The organism is Sphaerisporangium sp. NPDC049457 (genome assembly GCF_055586705.1).
On the sequence record NZ_JBVJHR010000002.1, the window covers coordinates 497,082 to 521,719 of the forward strand.

Annotated in this window: 18 protein-coding genes; 9 read left to right on the forward strand and 9 right to left on the reverse strand. The window is 72.7% G+C overall.

The features are described from left to right. Window positions 1-12: 12 nt before the first annotated feature. The 5 genes from ACZ6QO_RS05480 to ACZ6QO_RS05500 form a co-directional block, all read right to left on the reverse strand. A complete protein-coding gene (locus ACZ6QO_RS05480) occupies window positions 13-1,065 on the reverse strand; it encodes a DUF3152 domain-containing protein (RefSeq protein WP_465847915.1) in 1,053 nt (350 codons plus the stop codon). A gap of 267 nt (window positions 1,066-1,332) precedes the next feature. Next, on the reverse strand, window positions 1,333-3,612 hold the full coding sequence (locus tag ACZ6QO_RS05485) for a multicopper oxidase family protein (RefSeq protein ID WP_465847917.1): 2,280 nt from the start codon (window positions 3,610-3,612) through the stop codon (window positions 1,333-1,335). Beyond that, complete coding sequence (locus ACZ6QO_RS05490) at window positions 3,609-4,094, reverse strand: DUF6220 domain-containing protein (protein ID WP_465847918.1); 486 nt, start codon at window positions 4,092-4,094, stop codon at window positions 3,609-3,611. The genes ACZ6QO_RS05485 and ACZ6QO_RS05490 overlap by 4 nt, the downstream gene beginning before the upstream one ends. Window positions 4,095-4,417: 323 nt before the next feature. Then, window positions 4,418-5,908: a glycoside hydrolase family 10 protein gene (locus ACZ6QO_RS05495; RefSeq protein WP_465847920.1), complete on the reverse strand. Its 1,491-nt coding sequence runs from the start codon at window positions 5,906-5,908 to the stop codon at window positions 4,418-4,420. A gap of 337 nt (window positions 5,909-6,245) precedes the next feature. Beyond that, entirely contained in the window at window positions 6,246-7,691 is a 1,446-nt protein-coding gene (locus ACZ6QO_RS05500) for a serine/threonine-protein kinase (protein ID WP_465847921.1), read from the reverse strand. Between the two features lie 329 nt (window positions 7,692-8,020). Between ACZ6QO_RS05500 and ACZ6QO_RS05505 the strand changes: the two genes are divergently transcribed. Continuing rightward, window positions 8,021-8,923: an SCO6745 family protein gene (locus ACZ6QO_RS05505; protein WP_465847923.1), complete on the forward strand. Its 903-nt coding sequence runs from the start codon at window positions 8,021-8,023 to the stop codon at window positions 8,921-8,923. Between the two features lie 46 nt (window positions 8,924-8,969). Here ACZ6QO_RS05505 and ACZ6QO_RS05510 read toward each other — a convergent pair whose 3' ends face one another. Then, the gene (locus ACZ6QO_RS05510) at window positions 8,970-9,953 is read right to left on the reverse strand and encodes a glycoside hydrolase family 18 protein (protein WP_465847925.1); all 984 of its coding nucleotides are present in this window, start codon (window positions 9,951-9,953) and stop codon (window positions 8,970-8,972) included. A 200-nt stretch (window positions 9,954-10,153) separates the two neighbouring features. On the opposite strand from ACZ6QO_RS05510, the gene ACZ6QO_RS05515 reads away from it, so the two are divergent. Continuing rightward, window positions 10,154-11,005 carry a PHP domain-containing protein gene (locus tag ACZ6QO_RS05515; RefSeq protein ID WP_465847927.1) on the forward strand — a complete coding sequence of 284 codons (852 nt, stop codon included), beginning with the start codon at window positions 10,154-10,156 and terminating at the stop codon, window positions 11,003-11,005. Window positions 11,006-11,076: 71 nt separating this feature from the next. Here the strand turns inward: ACZ6QO_RS05515 and ACZ6QO_RS05520 are convergent, their stop codons facing one another. Then, the gene (locus ACZ6QO_RS05520) at window positions 11,077-11,862 is read right to left on the reverse strand and encodes an aminotransferase class IV (RefSeq protein ID WP_465848089.1); all 786 of its coding nucleotides are present in this window, start codon (window positions 11,860-11,862) and stop codon (window positions 11,077-11,079) included. 390 nt (window positions 11,863-12,252) lie between these two features. Between ACZ6QO_RS05520 and ppdK the strand changes: the two genes are divergently transcribed. The 3 genes from ppdK to ACZ6QO_RS05535 all read left to right on the forward strand — a co-directional run bounded on the left by ppdK (window position 12,253) and on the right by ACZ6QO_RS05535 (window position 17,725). Then, complete coding sequence (gene ppdK, locus ACZ6QO_RS05525; RefSeq protein ID WP_465847928.1) at window positions 12,253-14,934, forward strand: pyruvate, phosphate dikinase; 2,682 nt, start codon at window positions 12,253-12,255, stop codon at window positions 14,932-14,934. Between the two features lie 227 nt (window positions 14,935-15,161). Then, window positions 15,162-16,397 carry a deoxyguanosinetriphosphate triphosphohydrolase gene (locus ACZ6QO_RS05530; protein WP_465847929.1) on the forward strand — a complete coding sequence of 412 codons (1,236 nt, stop codon included), beginning with the start codon at window positions 15,162-15,164 and terminating at the stop codon, window positions 16,395-16,397. A 302-nt stretch (window positions 16,398-16,699) separates the two neighbouring features. Continuing rightward, the gene (locus tag ACZ6QO_RS05535; protein WP_465847930.1) at window positions 16,700-17,725 is read left to right on the forward strand and encodes an SGNH/GDSL hydrolase family protein; all 1,026 of its coding nucleotides are present in this window, start codon (window positions 16,700-16,702) and stop codon (window positions 17,723-17,725) included. Between the two features lie 116 nt (window positions 17,726-17,841). Here ACZ6QO_RS05535 and ACZ6QO_RS05540 read toward each other — a convergent pair whose 3' ends face one another. Then, a complete protein-coding gene (locus ACZ6QO_RS05540; protein WP_465848091.1) occupies window positions 17,842-18,741 on the reverse strand; it encodes a M23 family metallopeptidase in 900 nt (299 codons plus the stop codon). 155 nt (window positions 18,742-18,896) lie between these two features. Between ACZ6QO_RS05540 and dnaG the strand changes: the two genes are divergently transcribed. The 4 genes from dnaG (at window position 18,897) to ACZ6QO_RS05560 (ending at window position 24,091) form a co-directional block, all read left to right on the forward strand. Beyond that, the gene (gene dnaG, locus ACZ6QO_RS05545; protein WP_465847931.1) at window positions 18,897-20,768 is read left to right on the forward strand and encodes a DNA primase; all 1,872 of its coding nucleotides are present in this window, start codon (window positions 18,897-18,899) and stop codon (window positions 20,766-20,768) included. A 176-nt stretch (window positions 20,769-20,944) separates the two neighbouring features. After that, window positions 20,945-22,048, forward strand: a complete 1,104-nt coding sequence (gene rpoD / locus ACZ6QO_RS05550; RefSeq protein WP_465847933.1) for an RNA polymerase sigma factor RpoD — start codon at window positions 20,945-20,947, stop codon at window positions 22,046-22,048. 254 nt (window positions 22,049-22,302) lie between these two features. Beyond that, complete coding sequence (locus ACZ6QO_RS05555) at window positions 22,303-23,577, forward strand: amylo-alpha-1,6-glucosidase (RefSeq protein ID WP_465847935.1); 1,275 nt, start codon at window positions 22,303-22,305, stop codon at window positions 23,575-23,577. A 34-nt stretch (window positions 23,578-23,611) separates the two neighbouring features. After that, window positions 23,612-24,091 (forward strand): hypothetical protein, encoded by a 480-nt coding sequence (locus tag ACZ6QO_RS05560; RefSeq protein WP_465847937.1) that lies wholly within the window; start codon window positions 23,612-23,614, stop codon window positions 24,089-24,091. A 160-nt stretch (window positions 24,092-24,251) separates the two neighbouring features. On the opposite strand, the gene ACZ6QO_RS05565 is transcribed toward ACZ6QO_RS05560, so the two are convergent. Beyond that, window positions 24,252-24,554, reverse strand: coding sequence for a YtxH domain-containing protein (locus ACZ6QO_RS05565; protein ID WP_465847939.1), 303 nt, complete (start codon window positions 24,552-24,554; stop codon window positions 24,252-24,254). Window positions 24,555-24,638 lie beyond the last annotated feature (84 nt).

Sequence of the window (24,638 nt, forward strand, 5' to 3'; positions counted from 1 at the left end):
CGTCCTCAGCGCTCAGCGGCCGGGGTCGGGGTCGCGGGACGGGCGGAGGCGGGCCTTGTCCTCCATGTGGGCCTTGTCGTCCTTGTCGCCGGGCCGCGGGTCCGGGCCGCCGTCCTTCGGTCCGCCGTTCTTCGGCGCGCCGTGTTCCTTGCTCCCGTGTTCCTGGTCGCCGTGCGCGCCGCCGTCGCGTTCGCGGGCGTCGCGCGGGGCGCCCTTGGCGGACGGGAACGGCCACGGGTTCGGGCGGCAGCCCTGCAACGACTTGGTCTGCTGCGTCATCACCGGGGCGAGTGCGCCGCGCTTCGGGCACGACCGGTGCCCGTGCCCGAGGGCGTGGCCGACCTCATGGTTGATCACGTACTGGCGGTAGGCGATGAGGTCGCCGTGGTATCCGGGGATGGCGCTGCCCCATCGCTTCGCGTTGATGACCGAACGTCCGCCGTTCCAGCAGGAGAGCTCGCCGAACGTCAGCAGCGGGCGGCAGTTCTCGTTCGTCATCGCGGGGCTGCTCAGCGCCACGCGGAACCGCACCGGCCCGTGGTCGACCCGCTTGAACCGCTGGTGGCCGCGGCCCCAGCTCCGGGGGTCGTTCAGCGTCCGGTGCACCATGGCGGCGAACTCCTCCGGGTCGAACGGGAGCCCGCGTTCGACCTCGACGAGGTAGCGGATCACCTTGCCGTGGCCGCCGGCCGGCGGGCGCGCGACTCCCTTGACCACCTTGTAGCGGCCCTTCGCCGAGTACGGGACCCGGACGACCACCGGCTGCTTGCCGAAGCCCGCGTCCGGGTCGCGGTCGTCGTCCGGGCCGGTGGTGGAGTCCGGCGCCTCCGGCCTGGCGGCGGGAGGAGTCGTACCGGCGGACGGGGTCGTGCCGGTGGCCGGGATGGAGGCGTGGGGGGTGCCGCCGACCGGTCGTCCGGGCGAGGAGGGGGCCGCCGCGGCGGGAGAGCCCGCCGCCGAGGGGGTGGCGGCCGGCAGCCGCGCGGCCGAGCCCACCGCGGAGTCCTGGCCGCCGGGCAGGGCGGCGAAACCGCCCAGCAGGCAGGCGGCGATCGTCAACGCCATGATGAAAGCCCCGAGTTTCCACGTGCGACGCGTACGAGGCGGGATATTTCCGGACATCGTCGGGGAAGCCTAGTACTGATCGCCTCATTGATCACCTTAGGCCTCTCACACCACGAAATCGGGCGGGACACGCCGCCGGCGTGAGTCCCCGCCCGATGATGCGGACCGACCGGAAGTGCGGGCCGGATCCGCCGCATCCCGGGACGGCGGCCCTGTGCGCACAGCGGGGGCGGCCGTCCCGTCGCGCCGGTGTGGGACGCGGCCCGCTCAGCCGCCGTGCGCGCCGTGGAACGGCGTGGTGATCCCCTGATACGCCAGGTGGAGCACCATGCCCTGGTCGGCGTGGCTCAGGTTGTGGCAGTGGTTCATCCACAGACCCGGGTTGCCCGCGCGGAACGCCACCTGCCACACCTCCCCCGGACGGACGTCGAAGGTGTCCATCTCCAGCGGGCTGCCCGCCGGAGGGCGCCCGTCGCGGGAGAGCACCAGCACGCGATGGCCGTGCAGGTGCCAGGGATGGGTCTCCCGGCCCCGGTTCACCACCGTCATCCGGACGACGTCGCCCTCGCGGACGAGCTGTGTCGGGACGGACGGGAACGCGTGCCCGTTCACCGTGTGCGCGTACAGCGGCCGGCCCTCCGACAGCGCGAGCCCCTGGTCCAGTACCAGCGTGAAGTCACGGTCGTACCGCCCGGTCAGGTCGTCCCGCCGCGCGTCCCCCGGCGTGCCGTACCGCAGAAGGTCCAGCTCCGGCCACGCCGCCGTCCGGGGAACGACCACCGGCCCCGCCTGCGGCCCCGGACCGGCGCCCGGTCGCGTACCAGCGGCGGGAGCGGCGGCGGTGAGCCGCAGGGCGGCCGCGCGGTCGTCCACGGCGAGCACGACCGGCGCGCCCGGCGGCATGGTGAAGGACAGGTCGTAGCGGCCGCCCGCGGGCAGGCGCAGCCCCACCTGGCCCAGCTCGCCGGGGCCGTGCAGATCGGAGCCGTCCACGGCCACCAGGCGGTACCGGGCGCCCGCGAGCGCGAACCGGTGCGGGGTGTTGTCGGTGTTGACCAGCCTCAGCCGCACGGGCGTGCCGGGCGCCGCGTGCCACTCGACCGGCTGGTCATGGTCGCCCACCACGGTCCGCCCGGCGAACGTGTGCGCCAGCAGCGTCAGATCGACACCCGAGGCCGCGGTCTCGCCGGGGGTCGCCGGTGTGCGCGGCGTGACCACCAGGGCGCCGTACAAGCCCATCTTCACGCCCTGGTCGGACACCTCGTGCGTGTGGTACCAGTACGTGCCCACCTGGTCGGCGAGGAACCGGTACACGAACTCCTGCCCGGGCCGCACGGCGTCCTGCGTCAGGCCGGGCACCCCGTCCTCCCCGGAGGGCACGTCGTAACCGTGCCAGTGCAGGGTCACCCCGCGCGCGATGTCCGCGTTGCGCAGGCGTACCTCGATCAGGTCGCCCTCGGCGGCGGTGATCGGCGGGCCGGGAACGGTCCCGTTGAACGTCCACGCGGCCACCTTCCGCCCGGAGGACAGGGTGATCGTGGCCGTGCGCGCCGTCAGCTCGTACCGGCGGACCGTGCCGCCCGGCGCCGGCGCGGCGGGCCCGCGCAGCGCGGTCACCGGCCGGTCGTCCTGTGCCACGCCGGCCGCATGCACCCCCGCCGGGTTCCCCCTGCCATCACTTTCGCCGGCCATCCGCATGGCTTCGTGCCCACCCGGCATGCGCATGGTGTCCGGGGCGGCGACGGCCGGGCCGCCGCCGGTGTCGACCCCGTCCGCGGGCAGGAACGCGAGCCCGGCTCCGGCGAGCATGGCCACGACGGTCGCCGCCACGGCGACCCGCGTCCCGCGGACGCGGGCGCCGGGGGACAGGAACCGCTGGGTGGTCAGCACCGCGGCGGCCACGAGCGCCGCCGTGACGACCACGGTGCTCCACGTCGCGGGATATCCCAGCAGCAACGTGACCACCGGCCCGGCCGCCGCCGCGTACCCGGCTCCGAACAACGCCAGGACCGCGCGTGGCCCCACCGTCCCTCCCGAACCGGACCCGGCCGCCGGCCCGACTCTGCCCGCCGGTCCCGTTTCCGCCGAAGGCTCCGCCTCGGCCGCCGGTCCCGGTACGGTCGCCGGCTCAGCCTCGGCTGCGGCTCCAGATACCGTCGCCGGCTCCTCGACCGCCCGCGCCCCCGCGACGTGCGGTGCCGTGGCCGTCGGCTTCGTGCGGGCGGCCCCGAAGCCGCCGAGCCCACCCTGACCAGTGCGCAGTGCCGCTCTGACCAGCGGCGGAGCGGCGAGCACGGCGGCCGCGACCGTGCCCGCCGCCAGAAGCGGCAGCGTCAGGGTGATCTTCTCCTGGACGAACCACCAGCCGGCGCCCGCGAGCGCCAGGACGAGTCCGCCCTTGGCCAGCGACGCCAGTACCGCCAGGACGAGCAGAGCGGCGGCCACCCTGACACGGCGGGCGGCCGCCGCCGCGCCGGCGCCCAGCCATGCCACCGCGGCGAGCACCCCGGCGAGCAGGTCGAGCGCCATGAGCGCTTCGACGCTCACGAGGACCGTGCCGCGGATTCGCCGCTCAGAGGACCTGAGGTCCGCGCGGCGGCGGCGCCGGCACCCTCGGAGCCGCGCGGGGCGACGGCGAGCGTGCGGGCGTTGCGGAACACCATGCCGGCCGCCCCCATGACCGCCATGCCGTTGAGCCCGTGCAGGCCCAGGATGACGAGCGCGGTCGTGGTGGTGTTGCCGGCGGCGTCGTTCAGCACCCGGCCGAGCACGACGATCAGAGCCTGGACGATCACCAGGCCGAACGGCAGCAGGGCCGTCGCCACCTGCCGCCCGGGCGCGCGGGAAACGGCGGCGGCCACGGTGACCAGCAGTGACAGCAGCGGGATGATCATCATGCCGGTCGCGCTGTGCAGCGCGAACGAGTTGTCGTCCTGCGGCTTGGCGAACGCGCCTACCGCGGCGAAGTAGAACTGTGCCACTACGGCGGCCAGCAGCAATCCGGCAAGCGCTACGTAGATTTTGCGCATCGCGTGCTCCCTTCAGAGCTTGGTGGGGGTACTGCCGATGCTGTTCCACCCGCCGCTCGGCGTCGTCCCCCCTCCAGCGACACGTCGCGTACTCCCGAGGGAGTACGCGGACCGCACCGGGACCGCCCCCCGGACGTAGCGGAGGCGATCCGCGCTCGCGCGCCCCGCCGTACGCCCGTGGACGGCCGGCCGGGCATCGGCGGGATAGACGAAGACCTCCGGCCGGGTGGAGAGGTCGTCTCCACCGGTCCGGAGGTCTTCTTGTGAATCGGGTGTCAGCCTCGGCGCGTCACCAGTCGCTGCCGAGTGCGGCCGCTACCTGGTCATGCCCGGGTCCACCTCTGGTTGGCGGATCCGTTGCAGGAGCTGACGGTCACGGTGGAGGTGTTGCCGGTGCCGTTGGCGTTGAGGCAGAGGTTGTTGGCGCCGTTGGTGATGGTGCCGTTGGAGTTGAACGTCCACTGCTGGTTGCTGTTGGTGTGGCAGTCCCAGATCTGGACGCGGGTGCCCGAGCCGGCGTTGGTCGGGGAGTCCAGGCACTTGCCGAGGGTCTCCAGCCGGCCGGAGTCGTAGGTGAAGCGCTGGTTGGCGTTGGTGTGGCAGTCGTAGATCTGCATCAGCGTGCCGTTGGCGGTGGCGCTGTTGGGCGAGTCCACGCACCGGCCCGCCGCCTCGTTGCGCAGCCGGAAGTCGGACCCGGGGGTCGGAGTGGCGGTCGGCGTCGGGGTGACGGTCGGGGTCACGGTCGGCGTCGGGGTGGGCGTCGGGTTGGGGGTGGCGTTGTTCAGGGCGTTGAGGACCGCGTCGTAGGCGGGCTTCTTGTTGTTGCCGCTGAACAGCAGCGGGGTGTCGCCGGAGCGCCAGGAGTCCTGGTCGCGGACGCCCCACACGGTGATGCCGGCGCAACGGGCCACCGCCAGGCAGTCGTTCACCACGGCGGCGTAGGTCTGCGCGGAGGCGCCCTGGATGTCCAGCTCGGTGATCTGAACGTCCACGCCGAGGGCGGCGAAGCTGGAGATGGTGGTGCGGTAGTTGCTGTTGTAGGGGCTACCGCTGTTGAAGTGCGACTGCAGGCCGACGCAGTCGATCGGGACGCCGCGCTGCTTGAAGTCGCGGACCATGTTGTAGACGCCCTGCGTCTTGGCCCAGGACCAGTTGTCGATGTTGTAGTCGTTGTAGCAGAGCTTGGCGGCCGGGTCGGCCGCCCGGGCGGTGCGGAACGCGACCTCGATCCAGTCGTTGCCCGTCCGCTGGAGGTTGGAGTCGCGCCTGCCGCCGGAGTTGCCGTCGGCGAACGCCTCGTTCACCACGTCCCAGGCGTAGATCTTGCCCTTGTAGTGGTTCATCACGCCGTTGATGTGGTCGATCATCGCCTGGCGGAGGCTGCTGCCCGACAGTGACTGCATCCAGCCCGGCTGCTGGGAGTACCAGGCCAGCGTGTGCCCGCGCACCCGCTTGCCGTTCTGCACGGCCCAGTTGTAGATGCGGTCGGCGTTGGTGAAGTTGAACTGGCCCCGGTTCGGCTCGGTGGCGTCGATCTTCATCTCGTTCTCGGCCGTCACCATGTTGAACTCGCGGTTCGCGATGGTGGTGTACGCCGAGTCGCCCAGCTTGCCGGCGGCGATGGCGGTGCCGAAGTACCGGCCGCTCTGCGCGGCCGCGGCGCCCAGCGTGCTCGCCGCGGCGCCCGCGGGCGACGGCGCCGACAGCGCCGTGATCGTGCCGAGAAGTCCGAGAGTGCCCGCGAGCAGGATCCGGCCGAGACCGCTGCGCGATCGCCGGAACCGATCCGAGTAGGTGGCCTTCGTGCTCATCCTTGAGCCTCCAAGTGAGTCGCGAGATGGCGAAAACTCGGCGCCGCCCTGCTGGATCGACGTCCGACCCCCGTGGCAGTCCAAGGCCCCTGCCACCACCGGCCCGGCGGGCACAGGGCGCCTCGGGGACTCAGTGTGGAAACCTCCCCGAAACATGTCAAGACCGCTGTGAAACTTTCGGAGGCGCTGTCTCGCGTTGACGTCCGCGAACATGCTCCGACATCGGCCTCGTCGTCGATCTCGTCATGCTGAGGAACATCATGGTTGAAACTTTCAGCACAATCGCGCCCGGCGGGTCGGCAAGGAACTCGCGGACCTGCCGGGCCCCGCCGGTCGTCTACTCCTCGTCCCTGCCGTCGTCGTCACCGTCGCGGTCGGGCGGGCGGTGTCCGGCCTCGGCGAGCTGTGACAGGTGGGCGAGCAGGCGGGTCAGCGCGGGCCCGGGGGTGAACTCCCCGTTGCGCTCGGCCTGGGCGAGGTCGCCGACGATCCGGCGGAGGCGGTCGGCCGCTTCGCGGTCGTCTCGGCCGCCGTGACCGTGTTTTTCAGGTCTTCCAGGTCTTCCGGGTCCTCTGTCGCCCCGGCCGAGCCTGGCGCGGGCCTCGGCGATGGCGTGCTGGACCTTCCCGGCGATGCGAGGGTCGAGCCGGCCCTGGTCGACCGCCCAGCTCAGCCCCTGCGCGAGCTGGGCGAGCAGGACGCGCGGATCGTCCGACAGCCGCCTCGGCCCGACGGCCACCACGGAGGACGGCGAGGGCGAGGCGATGGGGGACCCCGGAGGCGACACCGGCGCGGAGCCGGACGGGATCGGGGACCCGGAGGCGGACGGTGCGGCCGCCGCGGCGGCCGGGCCGGGCGTCGTGGCCGGCCCGGGGCGCAGGAGCGCGAAGGCGAGCACCGCGACGAGCGCGACCGCCGAGACGCCCGCGGCGGTGACGACGGGCGTGCGTTCGCCGCGTGTGGTGGGCGTGGCGGTGGTGGTGGGCGGCGGGCCGGTGAGGAGCCGGGACACCTGGTCGGCGGCCGGGCGGGCGGCGGGGTCCTTGGCCAGCAGGCGCATCAGCAGGTCGTCCAGGACGGGCGGCACGTCGGGGCGCGTCCGGCTCGCCGGCGGGGGCGGGGCCTCGACGTGCTGGTGCAGCACCGCCGTGGGGGCGGCCGCGCGGAACGGCACGTGCCCGGCCAGCAGTTCGTACAGCATGCACCCGAGCGCGTACATGTCGGACGCCGGCCCGGCGTCGCGGCCGAGGACGCGCTCGGGGGCGAGGTAGGCGCTCGTGCCGACGATCAGGCCGGTGCCGGTGAGCGCCGCCGCCTCGCCGGCCAGTCGTGCGATGCCGAAGTCGACGACCTTGACCGTGCCGTCGGCCGTGATCAGCAGGTTGGCGGGCTTGACGTCACGGTGGACGACGCCCAGCCGGTGCGCGGCGGCCAGGCCGGCGGCCGCCTGGGCTCCGACGCGGATCACCTCGTCGACGCCGAGCCGCCCCGCGGCGGCGAGGTGGTCGGCGAGGCTGCGTCCCTCGATGAGCTCCATGACGAGGAAGAGCCGGTCGCCCGCCTGGCCGAAGTCGTGGACGGCGACGACGTTGACGTGGTTCAGCCTCGCGGTGACCTGCGCCTCCTGCCGGAACCGCGCGGCGGCCGACGAGCCGGCGGCCTCGGCCGGCAGCAGCTTGACCGCGACGGGTCGGTTGAGGACCTCGTCGGTGGCCCGCCAGACCTCGCCCATGCCTCCGCGCCCGAGAGGCTCGTCCAGCCGGTATCGGGCCGCCAGCAGCACGCGAAACGCCTTCCTTCTCATGCCCGGCGGGCCGTGCGTCCCCCGGTGCGATGATGCGCGCCGTTGTCGACGAAAGGCCGTCAGGACGGCACAAAGGCGATCTTGAACCGCCACGGCGTCCCAGGATACCGATCGCGGACGGCCGTCGAGCGTGCCCGCCGCCGCCTGTGGACGGCGTGGTCGCCGCTCCGGACGGAGCGGGCCGCATGGAGACTTGACGTTGGATAGTTAGACTATCTAACGTAGGAGGTGGCGCTGACGCGACGGCCGGAGCCCCGGCCTCTCTCGCGGGCTCAGCGGTCCCCGGTCTTCGCAAGGAGTGCACGACGATGGTTCAGGACCCCGGTTTCGCGCGGCGGATGTGGCACCAGCTCGAACCGGTGCACGCGCCCTTCTGGTACGCGCCCGAGGTGTTCGCCGAGGCCGCGGCCCTGGGGTTGCCGGTGGACACCCGGTGGCCGAGCTACTTCGCCTGGCGTTCTGCGCCGTTGGGCGAGGCCTCCGCCGAGCTGGTGGCCGCGACGTTCTACAGCTTCAGCCCGCGCACGGTCGCCGAGCACGTGCCCGCCGCGTGGACCGTCGCCCCCGCGCACAATGTGCTGGAGGCGCGGCTGCGCGCCGTGGACGCGATGTACCGGGCGATGCTCGGCGGTGACGTCGGCGCCCCAGGGCTCGCCGAGGCGGCGCTGCTGGCCAGGGAGGCGGCGGAGGCGGCGGGCACCGGAGGCCGTCCGCTCGCCGCCGCCAACGCCGCGCTGCCGTGGCCGGACGAGCCGCACCTGGTGTTGTGGCAGGCCATCGGCGTCCTGCGCGAGCACAGGGGGGACGGGCACATCGCCGCGCTGGTCACCGCCGGACTCGACCCGTGCGAGGCGCTGGTCTCCATGGCCGCGATCGGCGGCGCCCCGCGCGAGACGTTCGCCGCTCGCGGGTGGACCGCGCAGGAGTGGGACGCCGCCCGCGACCGCCTCGCGTCCCGCGGCCTGGTGGACGCGGACGGCACGGCGACCGAGAGCGGCCGGCGGGTGCGTGAGGACGTCGAGCGGCTCACCGACGACCTGGCGATCGAGCCGTGGCGGGCGATCGGCACGGCGAAGGCCGAGCGCCTCGCCGAGCTCACCACGCCCCTTCTGATCGCCGCGCTGGAGTCCGGCCTGCTCCCCGCCGCCAACACCCTGGGCATCGGCAAGGTCCCCACGCCCCCCCCGATGACCCGGCGATCACGCGGATGACCACGCCGTGACGTCCCACCTCCGCCGCCGGCGGCCGCACCCCCGGTCACGGACGCCCGGCGGCGCCGGAGGCCTCCCAGTCGCGCCGGTACTCATCCCAGTCGGCGGCCGTGGCGGCGAAGTCCACGTACAGCGCGACGCCGAAACCCGGGCGGTCGGCGCCCGTCCCGAGCCCGAGGCGCACGCCGCGTACGGCGGCGGCGACGGTCTCGGCGGAGGCGTGGCGGAGCAGGTTGTCGTCGTGGTAGGCGGGCAGTCCCATGAGCAGCCGGGTGCCCGCGGGGACCGCGGCCAGGGCCAGCCGGGTCTGCCGCCGGACGTACCCGGTGTACAGGGCCTCGGTGGGCTGGGCGGTGTCGTAGCTCATCACCGCGACCTGGTCGAGGCGGCGGGCCACCTGGGTCAGGTAGCCGGACGTCCACCACTTGGGATGGCCGAGCAGCGCGTTGCCGGCGAGGGCGACGCCGGGAAGCGGCTCGATGTGGTGCACGGACATCGACAGCACGCCCCGGGCGGGCGGGATGGCCGCGCGCGTGCGGTCGAGCAGGTCCAGCAGCCCCCGGTCTCCGTCGGGCACAGGCTCGAAGTTGTAGTGGACGCCGTCGAACCCGGCGGCGATCGCCTGCTCGGCCGCCCGCACGACGTTCGCCCGCACGGACGGCGAGCCGAGGTCGAGCTTCCCGGGGTCCACGAGCTGGCCGAGCCAGGCGTGGACGCGCAGGCCGGGGACGGCCCGGTGGAGCGCGCCGATCGCCCACGCCGCGCGGGGGTACAGCGAAGCGCGAAGGGTGCCGTCGAGTTCCAGGGGCCCGGTGTGCAGGTACACGTCCCCGATGCCGCCGCCCCGCAGGCGCCCGGCGAGCGCGGCGAGCTCGCGTTCCCCGTTCCGCCCGTCCACCCATGCGTGCCCGAGCCAGATCGCGTCCTGGCCGGGGGACGGCCGGCGTGCTCCCGGCTCGCCGGACCCCAGCAGGTAGAACCAGGCGCCGCTCACCACCAGCAGCAACGGCGGGATCGACAGCGATCCCACGATCCAGCGCCTGACCCGACTCATCCGACCGACCGACACACCTGTATACAACCGGGTATTCGCCTCCCTCGCGCACCCGCGGCCCCCGCCGTCGCGGAGGCCGCGGCCGACGGGACGCGGATGAGCGGCGCCGGTTCCGCCGGGGCGCGAGTCAGCGGTGCCGGTTCCGGGTGCCGGAGGAATACTGAGAGGCTCAAGGTATGCGGATCGATCTGCACGCGCACTCCACCGCCAGCGACGGCACCGACACTCCCGCCGGGCTGATGGCGCGGGCCGCCGCGGCCGGGCTGGACGTGGTGGCGCTCACCGACCACGACACCACGGCCGGGTGGGAGGCGGCGACGGCCGCCGTCCCCGCCGGCCTGACCCTCGTGCCGGGCGCGGAGCTGTCGGGACGCTGGTACGGCGAGCCCTCGGTCGGACTGCATCTGCTGGCCTACCTGTTCGACCCCGCCCACCGGCCGCTGGCCGAGGAGCTGGCCAAGGTCCGCCGGTCCCGCGACCACCGCAGCGCGAAGATCGTCGCGCTGCTGAACGCCGACGACATCGACGTCACGCTCTCGGAGGTCCACGGGTACGCGAAGGGCGGCACGGTGGGGCGGCCGCACATCGCGCGGGCGCTGGTGCGGCGGGGCCTGGTCGGCTCGGTCGACGAGGCGTTCGCCCCCGAGTGGCTGGGACGCCGCTACCGGCTGCCGAAGACCGACATCGACGTGCTGACCGCCATACGGCTGGTGACGGAGGCGGGCGGGGTGTCGGTGCTGGCGCATCCGAGGGCGGGCAGCCGCGGCCACATCATCCCGGACGCGCTGATCGCCGCCCTCGCGGAGGCGGGCCTGTGGGGGGTGGAGGCCGACCACCCCGACCACACGCCCGGCGACCGCGAGCACGTGCGCGCGCTCGCCCGGGACCTGGGCCTGCGGGTCACCGGGTCGAGCGACTACCACGGCGAGAACAAGACCGTCCGCCTGGGCGCCTTCACCACCGGCCGCGAGGTCTACGACGAGCTGGTCTCCACCGCCACCGGCACCGCCCCGGTGCGGGGCGCCTGACCGGGACGGGGGGCCGGCGCCGGCGGCCCGTCGCCGCGGCGCCGAAGACCCGTCCCGTCGGCGGCGCAGGGTCAGATCGGGTCCGCCGGGAGGGCGGCGTATTCGCGGCGGACGGTGGCGAGGAGCGGGTCGTCCAGGGACAGGGCGGCGCCCTCGATGAAGCGGACGGGGCGGGGACCGGCGGCGGCGTCGGTGATGAAGGCGGCGTCCATCGCGGCCAGGTCGTCGGTGTCGATCTCGGCGGTGTCCGACGGGACGCCGGCGCGGCGCAGCGCCTCGTCGACCAGGCGCATGGTCACCCCGTTGAGCCGGTCGTACCGCGGCCACAGGACGCCGCCGTCCCGGACGAACCCGATGTTCCAGGTGGGCCCCTCGGTGACCTGGGAGCGGGCGTTGACGAACAGCGCGTCGTCGTGGCCTTCGAGCTGGGCGAACCGCCGTCGGAGCAGCGCGCCGAACATGCCCGAGTGCTTGACCTGCGGCATGTCGCGCTCGTACTCGGCGAGGCCGAGCGCGGGCGGCGGCCGGTCGGCCGGGACGGGCCGGGTGGTGACCAGGATCTCGGGCCGGGCCTTGGCCCCCGGGTGCGCCAGGTCGAACTCGGGGTCGAAGACGGTGACCCGCACGATCACCGGCGACGGCGTCGCGGACGCCGCGCGGCGGACCAGGTGGCGCACCCGCTCAAGGTCGAGCTCGACGCCGTGCAGGACGCGGCAGTCGCCGAGGAGCCGGTCGAGGTGCAGTGACAGGCCGCGGACGTGCTGGTCGTCGACCCGCATGGTGGTGAAGTGCCCGTAGTTGTGCAGCGCGAGCGGGCCGAGCTCGCCGGGGGTCACGGGACGTCCGTTCAGCTCCATCATGCGGTCATCCTGGCACCTTCCCGGGCCTGCCCGGACCCGCCGGCGGCCTTGTTCGCCGGAGGCGTGACCGCCGCCGCGAACGCCCGGTCCGGTAAGGCGCTTTTCCCCTCCCGGGCCGCCGGTGATGGTCTAAACCAATGGCCTCGCCGTGGCCCCCGGAGTTATGCGCGGAGAATGATCCGGGAATTGGTATGTACCAATGCGGGACCAGGCCCGACTTTCCGCGGACATCCCGGCGCCGGGACGAGTGGATTAGACCGCTATATTGAGGTCTAGCAGGGCGAACACCTCCACGGCGGGTGGGTGACGTTTCCTCCGGTTAATTGTCGGTAGAGTCCCCGGAACGAGGCGGAATCGTACGCCATAGGTGTCGGTGAAGGAGTCCCAGTGCCCAAATACGTATACGGGTTCACCGAAGGCAACAAGGATCTCAAGGAGCTCCTCGGTGGCAAAGGCGCCAATCTCGCTGAGATGACGAACCTGGGTCTTCCCGTGCCACCGGGGTTCACGATCACGACGGAGGCGTGCCGCCGGTTCCTGGCCGGCGGCGGGGTGCCCGAAGGGCTGTGGGACGAGGTCGACGAGCACCTGCGCGCGATGGAGGACCGCATGGGCAAGCGCCTCGGCGCCGCCGGGGACCCGTTGCTGGTCAGCGTCCGCTCCGGCGCGAAGTTCTCCATGCCGGGGATGATGGAGACCGTCCTCAACATCGGTCTCAACGACGAGTCCGTCCACGGGCTGGCCGAGCAGGCCGGCGACGAGCGCTTCGCCTGGGACTCCTATCGCAGGCTCATCCAGATGTTCGGCAGGACTGTGCTGGGCATCGAGGGCGACCGGTTCGAGGGCGCCATCGAGGACGCCAAACGGCACAACGGCGTGTCCAGCGACCTCGACCTCACCGCGTCCGACTTCCACCGCCTCGTGGAGACCTTCAAGGGCATCGTCAAGGACGAGACGGGCGGCGAGTTCCCCGCCGATCCGCGCACCCAGCTGCGCATGGCGGTCGAGGCGGTCTTCGAGTCGTGGAACGCTCCTCGCGCGGTCGTCTACCGCCGCCAGGAGCGCATCCCCGCCGGCCTCGGCACGGCCGTCAACATCGTCGCGATGGTCTTCGGCAACCTCGGCATGGACTCCGGCACCGGCGTCGCCTTCACCCGCGACCCCGGTACCGGCAACCAGGGCGTGTACGGCGACTACCTGCAGAACGCCCAGGGCGAGGACGTCGTCGCCGGCATCCGCAACACGATCCCGCTGCAGGAGCTGGAGAAGATCGACGCCGGCTCCTACCACGCGCTCGTCGACATCATGCGGACGCTGGAGAACCACTACCGCGACCTGTGCGACATCGAGTTCACGATCGAGCGCGGCAGGCTGTGGATGCTGCAGACCCGCGTCGGCAAGCGCACCGCCGAGGCGGCGTTCCGCATCGCGACCCAGCTCGTCGACCAGGGCCTCATCGACATGGACGAGGCCGTCGAGCGCGTCTCCGGCGACCAGCTCGCGCAGCTGATGTTCCCGAGGTTCGCCGGGCACGACGACCTGCGGCCGATCGCCAAGGGCATGAACGCCTCGCCGGGCGCGGCCGTGGGCAAGGCGGTGTTCAGCTCCGAGCGCGCCGAGGAACTGGCCGCCCAGGGCGAGGACGTCATCCTCGTCCGCCGTGAGACCACCCCCGACGACCTCGCCGGCATGATCGCCGCTCGGGGCGTGCTGACCAGCAGGGGCGGCAAGACCTCGCACGCCGCCGTCGTGGCCCGCGGCATGGGCAAGACCTGCGTGTGCGGGGCCGAGCAGCTCGACGTCGACACCAGGGAACGGCGGTTCACCGCCCCCGGCGGCGTGGTCGTGCAGGAGGGCGATGTCATCTCGATCGACGGATCCACCGGCGAGGTGTACCGCGGCGAGGTGCCCGTCATGGCCTCGCCCGTCGTCCGGTACTTCGAGGGCACAGGCCGCTCCGAGGGGACGGGCGAGCCGTCCGACGACCTCGTCCGGGCCGTGCACCGGGTCATGGTGCACGCCGACGGGCGGCGCCGCCTGGAGGTCCGCGCCAACGCCGACACCCCCGAGGACGCCGAGCGGGCGCGCAGGTTCGGCGCGCAGGGCATCGGGCTCTGCCGCACCGAGCACATGTTCCTGGGCGAGCGCCGCCGGCTCGTCGAAGACCTGATCCTCGCGGTGTCCGGCGAGGAGCGCCAGGCGGCCCTGGACGCGCTGGAGCCTCTGCAGAGGGTCGACTTCGCCGGCATCCTCGCGGCGATGGACGGCCTGCCGGTCACGATCCGCCTCATCGACCCGCCGTTGCACGAGTTCCTGCCCGACCTCACCGCGCTGTCGGTGAAGGTCGCCCTGGACGGCGACGGCGCCTCCGGCCGCGACCGCAGGCTGCTCGTGGCGGTCAGGCGGCTGCACGAGGAGAACCCGATGCTCGGCCTGCGCGGTGTGCGGCTCGGGCTCGTGATCCCGGGCCTGTTCGCCATGCAGGTGCGGGCCATCGCCCAGGCGGCGGCCGAGCGCCGCGCCGCGGGCGGCGACCCCCGGGCCGAGATCATGATCCCGCTGGTCGGGGCGGTGCAGGAGCTGGAGCACGTCCGGGACGAGGCTGAGCGGATCCTGCGGGAGGCCGGGGTCGAGGCCGCGATCGGCACGATGATCGAGGTGCCGCGCGCGGCGCTGACCGCGGGCCAGATCGCCGAGGCCGCGCACTTCTTCTCCTTCGGCACCAACGACCTCACCCAGATGACCTGGGGGTTCTCCAGGGACGACGTCGAGCACGCCTTCTTCTCCCGCTACCTCGACCTCGGGATCTTCGGGGTCTCGCCGTTCGAGAGCATCGACCGCGAGGGCGTCGGCCGGCTGATGTCCATCGCCGTGGAGGAGGGCAGGTCCACCCGTCCCGACCTCAAGATCGGCATCTGCGGCGAGCACGGCGGCGACCCCGAGTCGGTCCGTTTCTGCCACGAGATCGGCCTGGACTACGTGTCCTGCTCGCCGTTCCGCGTCCCGGTCGCCCGACTGGAGGCGGGACGCGCCGCCGCCTCGGCCCGCGGCGAGGGCGACTCACGCTGACCTGCCGAACTGGGCCGGGGGAGCGCCGGAGCCCCGTTCACCTCCGCCGGCTCTGCCGCCGGAGTCTCCGGCCCCCGGGGTACCGCGCCACCCCGGGGGCCGGCCTCCGGCAGGGGTGGCATAGGGGGCGGGTGACCTGCGGGGAAAGACGAAATGCGCCGGACATCGCGAGTTTCCTGCATGTTTGTCATGTACCGCCCATAGCGGGGGTAGCATCCCCGCTACCGATGACAGGCTACGACGAAGCAGATCAGGCCAGATGGGTGCCGGAACCTCCCGGCAACCCCGAGCGAAGCGCGTTCGAGCGCGACCGGGCACGGGTGCTGCACAGCGCCGCGCTGCGGCGGCTGGCCGCCAAGACCCAGGTCGTCGGGCCGGGTGAGATCCCCGACCACGGCCGCCACATCCCGCGCACCCGCCTGACCCACTCCCTGGAGTGCGCCCAGATCGGCCGCGAGATGGGCAAGGCGCTCGGCTGCGACCCCGACCTGGTGGAGACCGCCTGCCTCGCCCACGACCTCGGCCACCCCCCGTTCGGGCACAACGGCGAGACGGCGCTGAACGAGCTCGCGGCCCGCTGCGGAGGCTTCGAGGGCAACGCCCAGAGCCTGCGGCTGCTGACCCGCCTGGAGGCCAAGGTCCTCACCGGCGACGGCCGCAGCGCCGGGCTCAACCTCGCCCGCGCGAGCCTCGACTCGTCGCTGAAGTACCCGTGGACCTCCGCCCACGGCCCGAAGTTCGGCGTCTACCCCGACGACCTGCCCGTCTTCGACTGGGTCAGGCTGGGCGCGCCCGAGGGGAGGGTCAGCTTCGAGGCGCAGGTCATGGACTGGTCCGACGACGTGGCCTACTCCGTGCACGACCTTGAGGACGCCCTGCACTCCGGGCATCTCACCCCGCGGATGCTGCTCGACCCGGGGGAGCGGCGGGAGGTGTGCGAGCGCACGCTCAAGTGGTACGCGGGCGACTCCTGCCTGACCGAGCTGGAGGAGACGCTGACCCGCCTGGTCGCCGAGCCGCTGTGGCCTCGGCGCTTCGAGGAGACCATGGCCGACCTGGTGGCGATCAAGTCCTTCACCAGCGCGCTGATCGGCCGGTTCTGCCTGTCGGCCCAGGAGGCCACGATGCAGGCGTACGGCCGGGGACGCACCAGGTACGGCGCCGACCTCATCGTGCCGCGGGTCACCCGGCTGGAGTGCGCGCTGCTCAAGGGCGTCACCGCGCACTACGTGATGTCACGCGCGGACCACCACGCCAACCAGGCGCGCCAGCGCGAACTGATCGCCGAGCTGGCATCCATGATCATGCTGGGCGCTCCCGGGACGCTGGAGCCCGCGCTGCGCCAGGCCTTCGCCGGCGCGGCCGACGACGCGGCGCGGCTGCGCGTGGTGATCGACCAGATCGCCTCGCTCACCGACGGCAGCGCCGTCGCCCTGCACCGCTCCCTGGGCTCGCGCGTCTGACGCCTCCGGCGCGCCGGCGGTGTAAGTTCCACGGCCGCGCGATGGTGGGCCGCGAGGTGAGCTGGGTGAAGGCCCGGGACCGGCGCCCCGGCGGCCCTGGGCCGTTGCCGCGCCGCGCGCGCCGACCTAGCGTCGAGGACCGGTCGCGACGTCGTTCATCCTCCCGCCCACGGCGCCACGCACGCGCGCCCGGCTCCTCCGGCGACACCATCGTCCACCTCGTCGGCACCGAGGGCGGCCCGACCGGCGTGCCCGGTCGCGTAGCGGCCCCGGTCATTCCCGCACCGAGGAAGGACGATCACATGCCCAGGTTGAGAGCGATCATCATGGGGGCGGTGGCGGCCCTGGTCATCGGAGGCGTCGCGCCGCTCCCGGCGACGGCGGCGACCGGCGACGGCTCGCCGACCGACGCCAACATCTCCTTCACCGGCCGCTGGGACACCAGGAACCCCGCGGCCTACACGCCGTACTGGGCGGGCGCGTACTTCACCACCGGCTTCACCGGGACGACGGTCAAGCTCAAGCAGCGCAACACCATCGATCTGTACTACAGCATCGACAACGGCCCGTTCGTCTACCGCACCAACGTTAGCGGCACGGTGAACCTGACCCCCTCGCCGCTGCCGTCGGGCGGCCACACGCTGCGCGTCTCCTACCGCGTCGTCGCCGGGTCCTACCACGGCGACGCGGTCTTCCAGGGCCTGGTCCTGGACCCGGGCGCGAGCACGTTCCGCGCGAACGTGCCCTCGACGCTCCTTGAGTTCATCGGCGACTCGATCACCGTGGGGACCACCACCTCGAAGAACGCGCTGACGGCGTACGGCTGGCTCGTCGGCGAGCGGCTCGGCGTGCGGCACACGCAGATCGCCCAGGGCGGCGCCTGCCTGGTGGCCACGGCGGACGGGTGCGTGGGGCTGGAGCGGCAGTTCCTCAAGCTGAACCCCAACGCGGCGACCCCGGACTGGGACTTCTCCCGCTACCAGGCGCACGTGGTGGTGGTCAACCTCGGCACCAACGACTCCGGCCACGGCGTGCACACCCCGCAGTTCCAGGACTCCTACACCAACCTGCTGCACGAGATCCGGGCGAAGTACCCGTACGCCACGATCTTCGCCATGGAGACCTTCCGTATGAAGTTCGTCGCCCAGACGCAGGCCGCGGTGCGGACGCTCAACGACGGCGGCGACCCCAACGTCTTCTACATCAACACCGAAGGCTGGCTGACCGGCGCCGACCTCAGCGACTCCGTGCATCCGAACGACGCGGGACACGTGAAGATCGCGAATCGCCTCGCGCCGATCATCGCCGCGAGGATCGGCGCTCCCTGACCGGCGGCCGTGCGCCGGTCAGGACGACGGGCCCTGACCGGCGCCTCCCGCGGCGGCGAGTGCCGGCGGGCGGCGGGCGTCAGCGGGTGGTGGGCGTCAGCGGGTGGTGGCGGGCGTCAGCCGGTGGTGACGGTGTCGGGGTCGGCGGTCTGGGTGGGCACGGGGGTGGGCCGCTTCTTGACCGGCTTGGAGGCGCACAGCGTGCGGCAGGGAGGCGTCGCGCCCACCCGGGCGCGCGTCGCGGCCACCTGCTCGGCCGGGGACATCGTGGGGTTGCCCTTCAGCCACGCGTCCAGGTAGGTCCACGGGTCGACCATGCCCCGGCGCACCCACCAGTACCGGGAGGAGGTGGCCCAGGACACCGCGAAGTACAGGTTCGTGCCCTGCCCTCTGGCGTTGCCCGAGTCGCCGACGCGTCCGAGCGCCTGGCCCGCCGCGACGCGCGTCCCGGGCCGGATGCCCGCCTCGACCGCGTCGAGGTGGCCGCCGAAGTAGCGCACCCCGTCGTCGCCGAGCACCGACACGAACAGGCCCTCGCGCTCGGCCCCGTGGTCGGTGGAGGACTTCCAGCGGTCCTTGGTGCTCACCTCGTGCACGACGCCGGTGACCGGCGAGACGTACGCGCAGCCCTTGCCGGCCCAGATGGTCGTCTTCGGCAGGACGAGCTGCTTGCGGGCGTAGCTCACCCGGCATCCGCGCACGGGGAAGACGTAGGTGAACTTGGACAGCCTGGGCGGGGGCACGCGGACGGGGTCGTCGCCGCGCGGCGGCCTGACCTCGGCGCGGGCGCCCGAGGAGGGCGAGGGGGTCGGCTTCAGCGTGGCGGCGTCGATCTCGGTGCCACCCCCGCCGGTGGGCGAGGGGCTGGGGAGCACCTCCGCCGCGCCGGTGGCCGCCACGTCTCGCATCGGCGGCGCGGGCGGCAGCGTGCTTATGCCGGCCACACCGCCCGGGGCCGCGCAGGCGGCGGTGACCAGCACCGCCGCTCCGATGACGGCCAGTCGCCCCGATCGCATGATCTCCACCCGCTTGACGTTACCGATATGAGCGTTCCCTTTGTAACCGACCTTTGCCGCCATCACGACTTATTCGCCGAAAATCCACCATCTTGGACGGTTGCCGGCGGCGGCCGCCGGAGCGGGATGTCGGTGGCGAGTCGTAGACTCGCGGCGTGGCAGGGCGGATCAGTGACGAGGACATCGCGCTCGTGCGAGAGCGCTCAATGATCGCCGACGTCGTGGGGGAGCACATCCAGCTTCGCAACGCCGGCGGCGGCAATCTCAAAGGCCTGTGCCCCTTCCACGAGGAGAAGTCCCCGTCGTTCAACGTCACCCCGTCCCGCGGCTACTGGTACTGCTTCGGCTGCGCCGAGGGCGGCGACGTCATCACCTTCGTCCGCAAGCTCGAGCATCTGTCCTTCGCCGAGGCGATCGAGCGGCTGGCGCAGCGTGCGGGCATCCAGCTCCGCTACGAGCAGGGCGGGTACGTCCCCGGGCGTGAGCAGGGCGAGCGCAGCCGCCTGATCGAGGCCCACAGGGCCGCCGCCGAGTTCTACGTCTCCCAGCTTGAGACCCCCGAGGCGGCGCCGGGCCGCCGGTTCCTGTCCGAGCGCGGCTTCGAGCGGGTCGACGCCGACCACTTCGGGGTGGGCTACGCCCCCACCGAGTGGGATCGCCTGGCCCGCCACCTGCTGGGCCGCGGGTTCACCGCCAACGAGCTGATCAAGGGCGGCCTGGCCAGAGAGGGCCGCCGCGGCCCGGTCGACCGGTTCCGCGGCCGGCTGGTCTGGCCGATCCGCGACATCACCGGCGACGTGATCGGCTTCGGCGCGCGCAAGCTGCTCGACGGCGACGACGGGCCCAAGTACCTCAACACCCCTGAGAGCCCGATCTACAAGAAGAGCACGGTGCTCTACGGCATCGACCTGGCCAAGCGCGAGATCTCCAAGCGTTCGCAGGCCGTCGTCGTCGAGGGGTACACCGACGTGATGGCCTGCCACCTGGCGGGCGTGCCCACGGCCGTCGCCACCTGCGGCACCTCCTTCGGCGAAGAGCACATCAAGGTCCTGCGCCGGCTCCTGCTCGACCAGGCCGAGTTCCGCGGCGAGGTCGTCTTCACCTTCGACGGCGACTCCGCGGGCCAGCGGGCCGCCCTGCGCGCCTTCGCCGACGAGCAGAAGTTCGTCACCCAGACCTTCGTGGCGGTGCAGCCCGACGGGCTCGACCCGTGCGACCTGCGGGTCAAGCACGGCGACGCTGCCGTCCGCGACCTGGTCGCCGCCCGCGAGCCGCTGTTCGCGTTCGCCATCCGCAGCGTCATCTCGCGCTACGAGCTGACCACCAACGAGGGCCGTCTCGCCGCCCTGGACGCCGCCGCCCCGCTGGTGGCCGGCATCAAGGACCCCGCGCTGCGCGGCAGGTACGCCATCGACCTCGACCGCTGGCTCGGCTTCATGGACGAACGCATGGTGCTGCGGCGCATCCAGGAGGTCGGCGGCGGCCGGCCTGAGGGCCGGGCGGCGTCCGGGCGGCCCGCGAGACGGGCGAGCGCGCCCCCTCCGGCCGATCCCGCCGACCCGATGGTCCGCATCGAGGCCGAGGCGCTGAAGCTCGCGGTGCAGCGCCCCGCGCTCATGGGCCCCGAGTTCGACGCCCTGGGGTCCCAGGCGTTCACCGTGCCCGAGCACGTCGCCCTGTACGAGCTCGTCATGACGGTGGGCGGCACGGCGGCGGGCGGCCCCGGCGGCCGCGAGTGGGTCGACAAGCTGCTCGCCGCGACCGAGGACGACGCCCTGCGAGCCCTGGCGACCAGGTTCGCGGTCGACCCCGTGCGGGCCGACCTGGCGAGCGAGGAGCGCTACGGCCAGGCCGTGCTGGCCCGGCTGGCCGAGATCGCCGTGACCCGGGCGCTGGTGCAGATCAAGGCCAAGATGGAGCGCCTCAACCCCGTTGAGCAGCAGCAGGACTACAACCGGCTCTTCGGTGAACTGGTCGCGCTCGAACAGCAACGGCGCGTCTTAAGAGAACGCGCGGTCGGAGCGTAATTTACCTTTCTTTCCGCTTCCCTCAGTGCCCAAACTTTTGTTTCATATCAATTCGGTAATGCCTCGGCCTTACCTCTGGTGACAAAAATAGGCCTGCCCTTTTACCGCCCCTATACCGCAGACTATGTGCCGTGGGTGCATCGGTGCTGCCAAGTGGACCGCCGTCGGTAGACCAGGTGGCGGATCTCGTCGCGAGAGGAAAGGAGCGCGGCAGCGTCACCGTCGACGACGTCGCCGCCGCGCTCGACCGCTCCGAGTTGCCGGCCGACGCGCTGGAGCGTGTCGTGCGGATGCTCGCCGAAAAGGGCGTGGAGGTGCTCGAGCCGCAAGGCGACGAGGACACCGTCCGCCCCGATGAGGAGGATGTCGGCAAGCGGGCGCCGACCAGTGACCTCGTCCGCATCTACCTGCGGGAGATCGGCCGCGTGCCGCTCCTGACGGCCGAGGAGGAGGTGGAGCTGGCCAAGGCGATCGAGGCGGGGCTCTTCGCCGAGGACAAACTGTGCGACATCGGCATGCGGCTGGCCAAACCCGAGTTCGAGGAGCTCGTATGGGAGGGCGTGCGGGCCAAGCAGAGGCTCATCGAGGCCAACCTGCGGCTCGTGGTGTCGATCGCCAAACGCTATGTCGGCCGCGGAATGCTCTTCCTCGACCTCATCCAGGAGGGCAACCTCGGGCTGATCCGCGCGGTCGAGAAATTCGACTACACCAAGGGATATAAGTTCTCGACCTACGCCACGTGGTGGATTCGCCAGGCGATCACCCGGGCGATCGCCGACCAGGCGCGGACGATTCGAATTCCCGTGCACATGGTCGAGACGATCAACAAGCTGGTGCGCGTGCAGCGCCAGCTCCACCAGGATCTCGGCCGGGAGCCCGCTCCCGAGGAGATCGCGCTGGAGATGGACCTGCCCGTGGACCGCGTCGTGGAGATCCAGCGCATCGCGCAGGAGCCGGTGTCGCTGCAGTCGCCGATCGGCGAGGAGGACTCCGACCTCGGCGACTTCATCGAGGACGCCGACGCCGTGGTGCCGATCGAGGCCGCGGCGTTCATCATGTTGCAGGACCAGCTCGACGACATCCTCGCCACCCTCTCCGACCGGGAGCAGCGCATCATCCAGCTCCGCTTCGGGCTGTCCGACGGGCACCCGAGGACGCTGGAGGAGGTCGGCAGGGAGTTCGGGGTGACGCGCGAGCGCATCCGCCAGATCGAGTCCAAGACTCTGGCCAAGCTGCGCCATCCGACGCGGGCGCAGATGCTGCGCGACTACCTCGAGTGAGACGTCCCGCGCCCGTCCAGGGTCAGATGAGGCCATAGGCCCTGGACGGGCGCGGGCCATCAGCGCCGAGGTCCGCCGGGACGAGGAAAGGGGGCAAGGCAGGGACGGCACCTTCTCCCGTTCTCCGAGGAGGCGGTCACGGCCGGGCGGGCTTGATCACGGCCGCCGAGCCCGACCCGCCGGGAAGCACGTCCCGCGCCGCGAGGCGCGGCGGGCCTCCCGCCTCAGGATTGCGGACTCCTGCCGACGATCCGATGGACGCGCGGTCCGCGCTCGACGACGACACCGCGCTCGAGCAGGCCGCACTCGACGTGCTTGACGCGAATTGGACGGGGTCGGCCACCGTCCCCGCGGCGGGGCGCTACCCCCACCAGTGGAGCTGGGACTCCGCGTTCGTGGCGATCGGACTCGCCCGCCGCCGATGGTCCCGAGCCTGCACGGAGCTCCTGAGCCTGTTCTCCGGCCAGTGGAGCACCGGAATGCTGCCGCACATCGTCTTCGACCCCTCCGTGCTGGACGCCTACTACCCGGGGCCGTCGATGTGGCGGTCGGCCGACTGCGCCGCCGCGCCGCGCGGGGTGTCCACCTCGGGCCTCACCCAGCCGCCGCTGCAGGCCTGCGCCGTGTGGTGGATCTGGCGGTACGCGGCCGACCGGGACGCGGCGCTCGGCTTCGTCCGCAAGGCCTGGCCCAGCCTGGTGGCCCAGCACGACTACCTGGCCACCGCCCGCGACCTCGGCGGCGACGGGCTGGCGGCGATCGTCCACCCCTGGGAGTCGGGCCTGGACGACAGCCCCGCCTGGGACGCCCCGCTGGCCGCGCTGCCCATGGTCCGCTACGCCTGCGGGCTGGAGGAGTGGCACTCCGACAGCCACCACGACCGCTACGTCTGGCTGGCCCTGCGCTACCGCGACGCCGGGTACGGGGCCGGCTACCTGCGCGACGAGCACCCCTTCGCCGTCGAGGACCCCATGTTCAACGGGATCTGGCTGGCCTCGTGCACGGCGCTGGCCAACCTGGCCGACGCCATCGGGGCCGACCGCAAGCCGTTCGAGGAGGCAGCCGAGCGGATCCGCGGCGGGCTGCTCGACCATCTGTGGGAGGGCGCCTTCTACGCGCGCGACCTGCGCACCGGGGCGCTCATCCCGGTACGCACCATCGGCGGCTTCGGCCCGCTGCTGGACCCCGGCATGCCCGCACCGATCGTCGGGACGCTGGCCGAGGTGCTGGAGTCGGGCTTCCTCGGCCCGAGCGGCTACCCGGTGCCGAGCTGTGAGGTGCGGGCGCTGGAGTTCGACCGCGAGCGGTACTGGCGCGGGCCGTCCTGGGTGAACACCAACTGGCTGCTGCGCCAGGCAGCGGCCGAGCACGGGCTGGACGCCCTGGAGAGGGTGCTGGCGGCCGGCACCCTGCGCCTGGTGCGCCAGGCGGGGTTCCGCGAATGCTACGACCCCTTCGACGGCATGGGGCGCGGCTGCCGCGACTTCTCCTGGTCCGCCGCCCTCACCCTCGACCTGCTGGCCGGGTGACACCCCCGCCCCGGCGGCCGGTAGCTTTCAACCCATGCGATTTCCCTGGGGTGCGAGGAGCCTTCCCGCGGAGGCCGGCGTGACGCTGGACGCGGGCGAGCGGGTGCTGGTCCACGCCCGGACGCCGGACGGCGGGTACGTCGTCGCCACCGACCGCGCGCTGCGCCTGCCGGCCGGCACGGTCATGCCGTGGTACCGCATCGACCGGGCGCTGTGGGACGAGGAGGGACTGCTGGTCGTGGGCACCGACGGCACCCGCCGGCGGGTGGAACTGCCCGACCCCGGACGCCTGCCCGAGGCCGTCCGCGAGCGGGTGACCTCCTCGATCCTGGTCAACCGCCACGTCCGCCTGGGCGAGCGCGGGGGAGTGCGACTGGTGGCCCGCCGGGTCCCCGGCCAGGAGACGGCCGACTGGGAGTTGGTCTTCGACGCGGGCCTGGACCCCTCCGACCCCGGCCTGCGAGCCGCCGCCGAACAGGCCCTGGAACAACTCCGCCGCAACCTCGGCGTCTGACGAACCGCCGCGCGCCCGGCGCCCGCAGGACTCGCGCGGCCGCCCGGCGTCCGGCTCCGGCGCATCCTCCGGTGGCAGGCGCGACGGCCACCGTGCTCACGGCGTGCGGAAACGGCCCGGACGCGGGGGTTCACGCGGGCCGTCTCCGTATGCGCGCCGGTCAGGTGACGCGGTCCATCTCGCTGTCGGGCCAGCCGGTGCCCGTGTCGTCCCTGACGGCGCTCCAGCCGTTCCTGTGCAGGAAGGGCACCCGGTCGCCGAGGACGTCGCCCAGCTTGTGCTTGGTCACCTCGGCCGCCTTGGAGGCCTGGGCCCCCGCGACGCCCGCGGCCTGCTGGACCATGGGGCTGTCGGCGACGCGCTGCGCCAGCCGTCTGATCTGCTCGTACCGCTCTCGCCCGGCCTTGCTGCCGAGGACGTACCCGATGGCCAGGCCTACGGCGAACGTGAATCGATATCGCATCTGGTTTACCTCCCGCGTGCCGTTGGCATCCCCCGCTCTCGGCTCCCCTACCCTCGCTGCGGGCGGTTATGGTGCGGACGGGCG

What these genes read in the sequence shown, in the direction of transcription:
- ACZ6QO_RS05505 (WP_465847923.1), top strand. Translation starts at nt 8,021, where the DNA reads ATGGTTCAGGACCCCGGTTTCGCGCGGCGGATGTGGCACCAGCTCGAA.
- ACZ6QO_RS05515 (WP_465847927.1), top strand. Translation starts at nt 10,154, where the DNA reads ATGCGGATCGATCTGCACGCGCACTCCACCGCCAGCGACGGCACCGAC.
- ACZ6QO_RS05480 (WP_465847915.1), bottom strand. Translation starts at nt 1,065, where the DNA reads ATGGCGTTGACGATCGCCGCCTGCCTGCTGGGCGGTTTCGCCGCCCTG.
- ACZ6QO_RS05530 (WP_465847929.1), top strand. Translation starts at nt 15,162, where the DNA reads ATGACAGGCTACGACGAAGCAGATCAGGCCAGATGGGTGCCGGAACCT.
- ACZ6QO_RS05560 (WP_465847937.1), top strand. Translation starts at nt 23,612, where the DNA reads ATGCGATTTCCCTGGGGTGCGAGGAGCCTTCCCGCGGAGGCCGGCGTG.
- ACZ6QO_RS05490 (WP_465847918.1), bottom strand. Translation starts at nt 4,094, where the DNA reads ATGCGCAAAATCTACGTAGCGCTTGCCGGATTGCTGCTGGCCGCCGTA.
- ACZ6QO_RS05535 (WP_465847930.1), top strand. Translation starts at nt 16,700, where the DNA reads ATGCCCAGGTTGAGAGCGATCATCATGGGGGCGGTGGCGGCCCTGGTC.
- ACZ6QO_RS05540 (WP_465848091.1), bottom strand. Translation starts at nt 18,741, where the DNA reads ATGCGATCGGGGCGACTGGCCGTCATCGGAGCGGCGGTGCTGGTCACC.
- ACZ6QO_RS05555 (WP_465847935.1), top strand. Translation starts at nt 22,303, where the DNA reads ATGGACGCGCGGTCCGCGCTCGACGACGACACCGCGCTCGAGCAGGCC.
- ACZ6QO_RS05495 (WP_465847920.1), bottom strand. Translation starts at nt 5,908, where the DNA reads ATGAGCACGAAGGCCACCTACTCGGATCGGTTCCGGCGATCGCGCAGC.
- ACZ6QO_RS05565 (WP_465847939.1), bottom strand. Translation starts at nt 24,554, where the DNA reads ATGCGATATCGATTCACGTTCGCCGTAGGCCTGGCCATCGGGTACGTC.
- ACZ6QO_RS05520 (WP_465848089.1), bottom strand. Translation starts at nt 11,862, where the DNA reads ATGGAGCTGAACGGACGTCCCGTGACCCCCGGCGAGCTCGGCCCGCTC.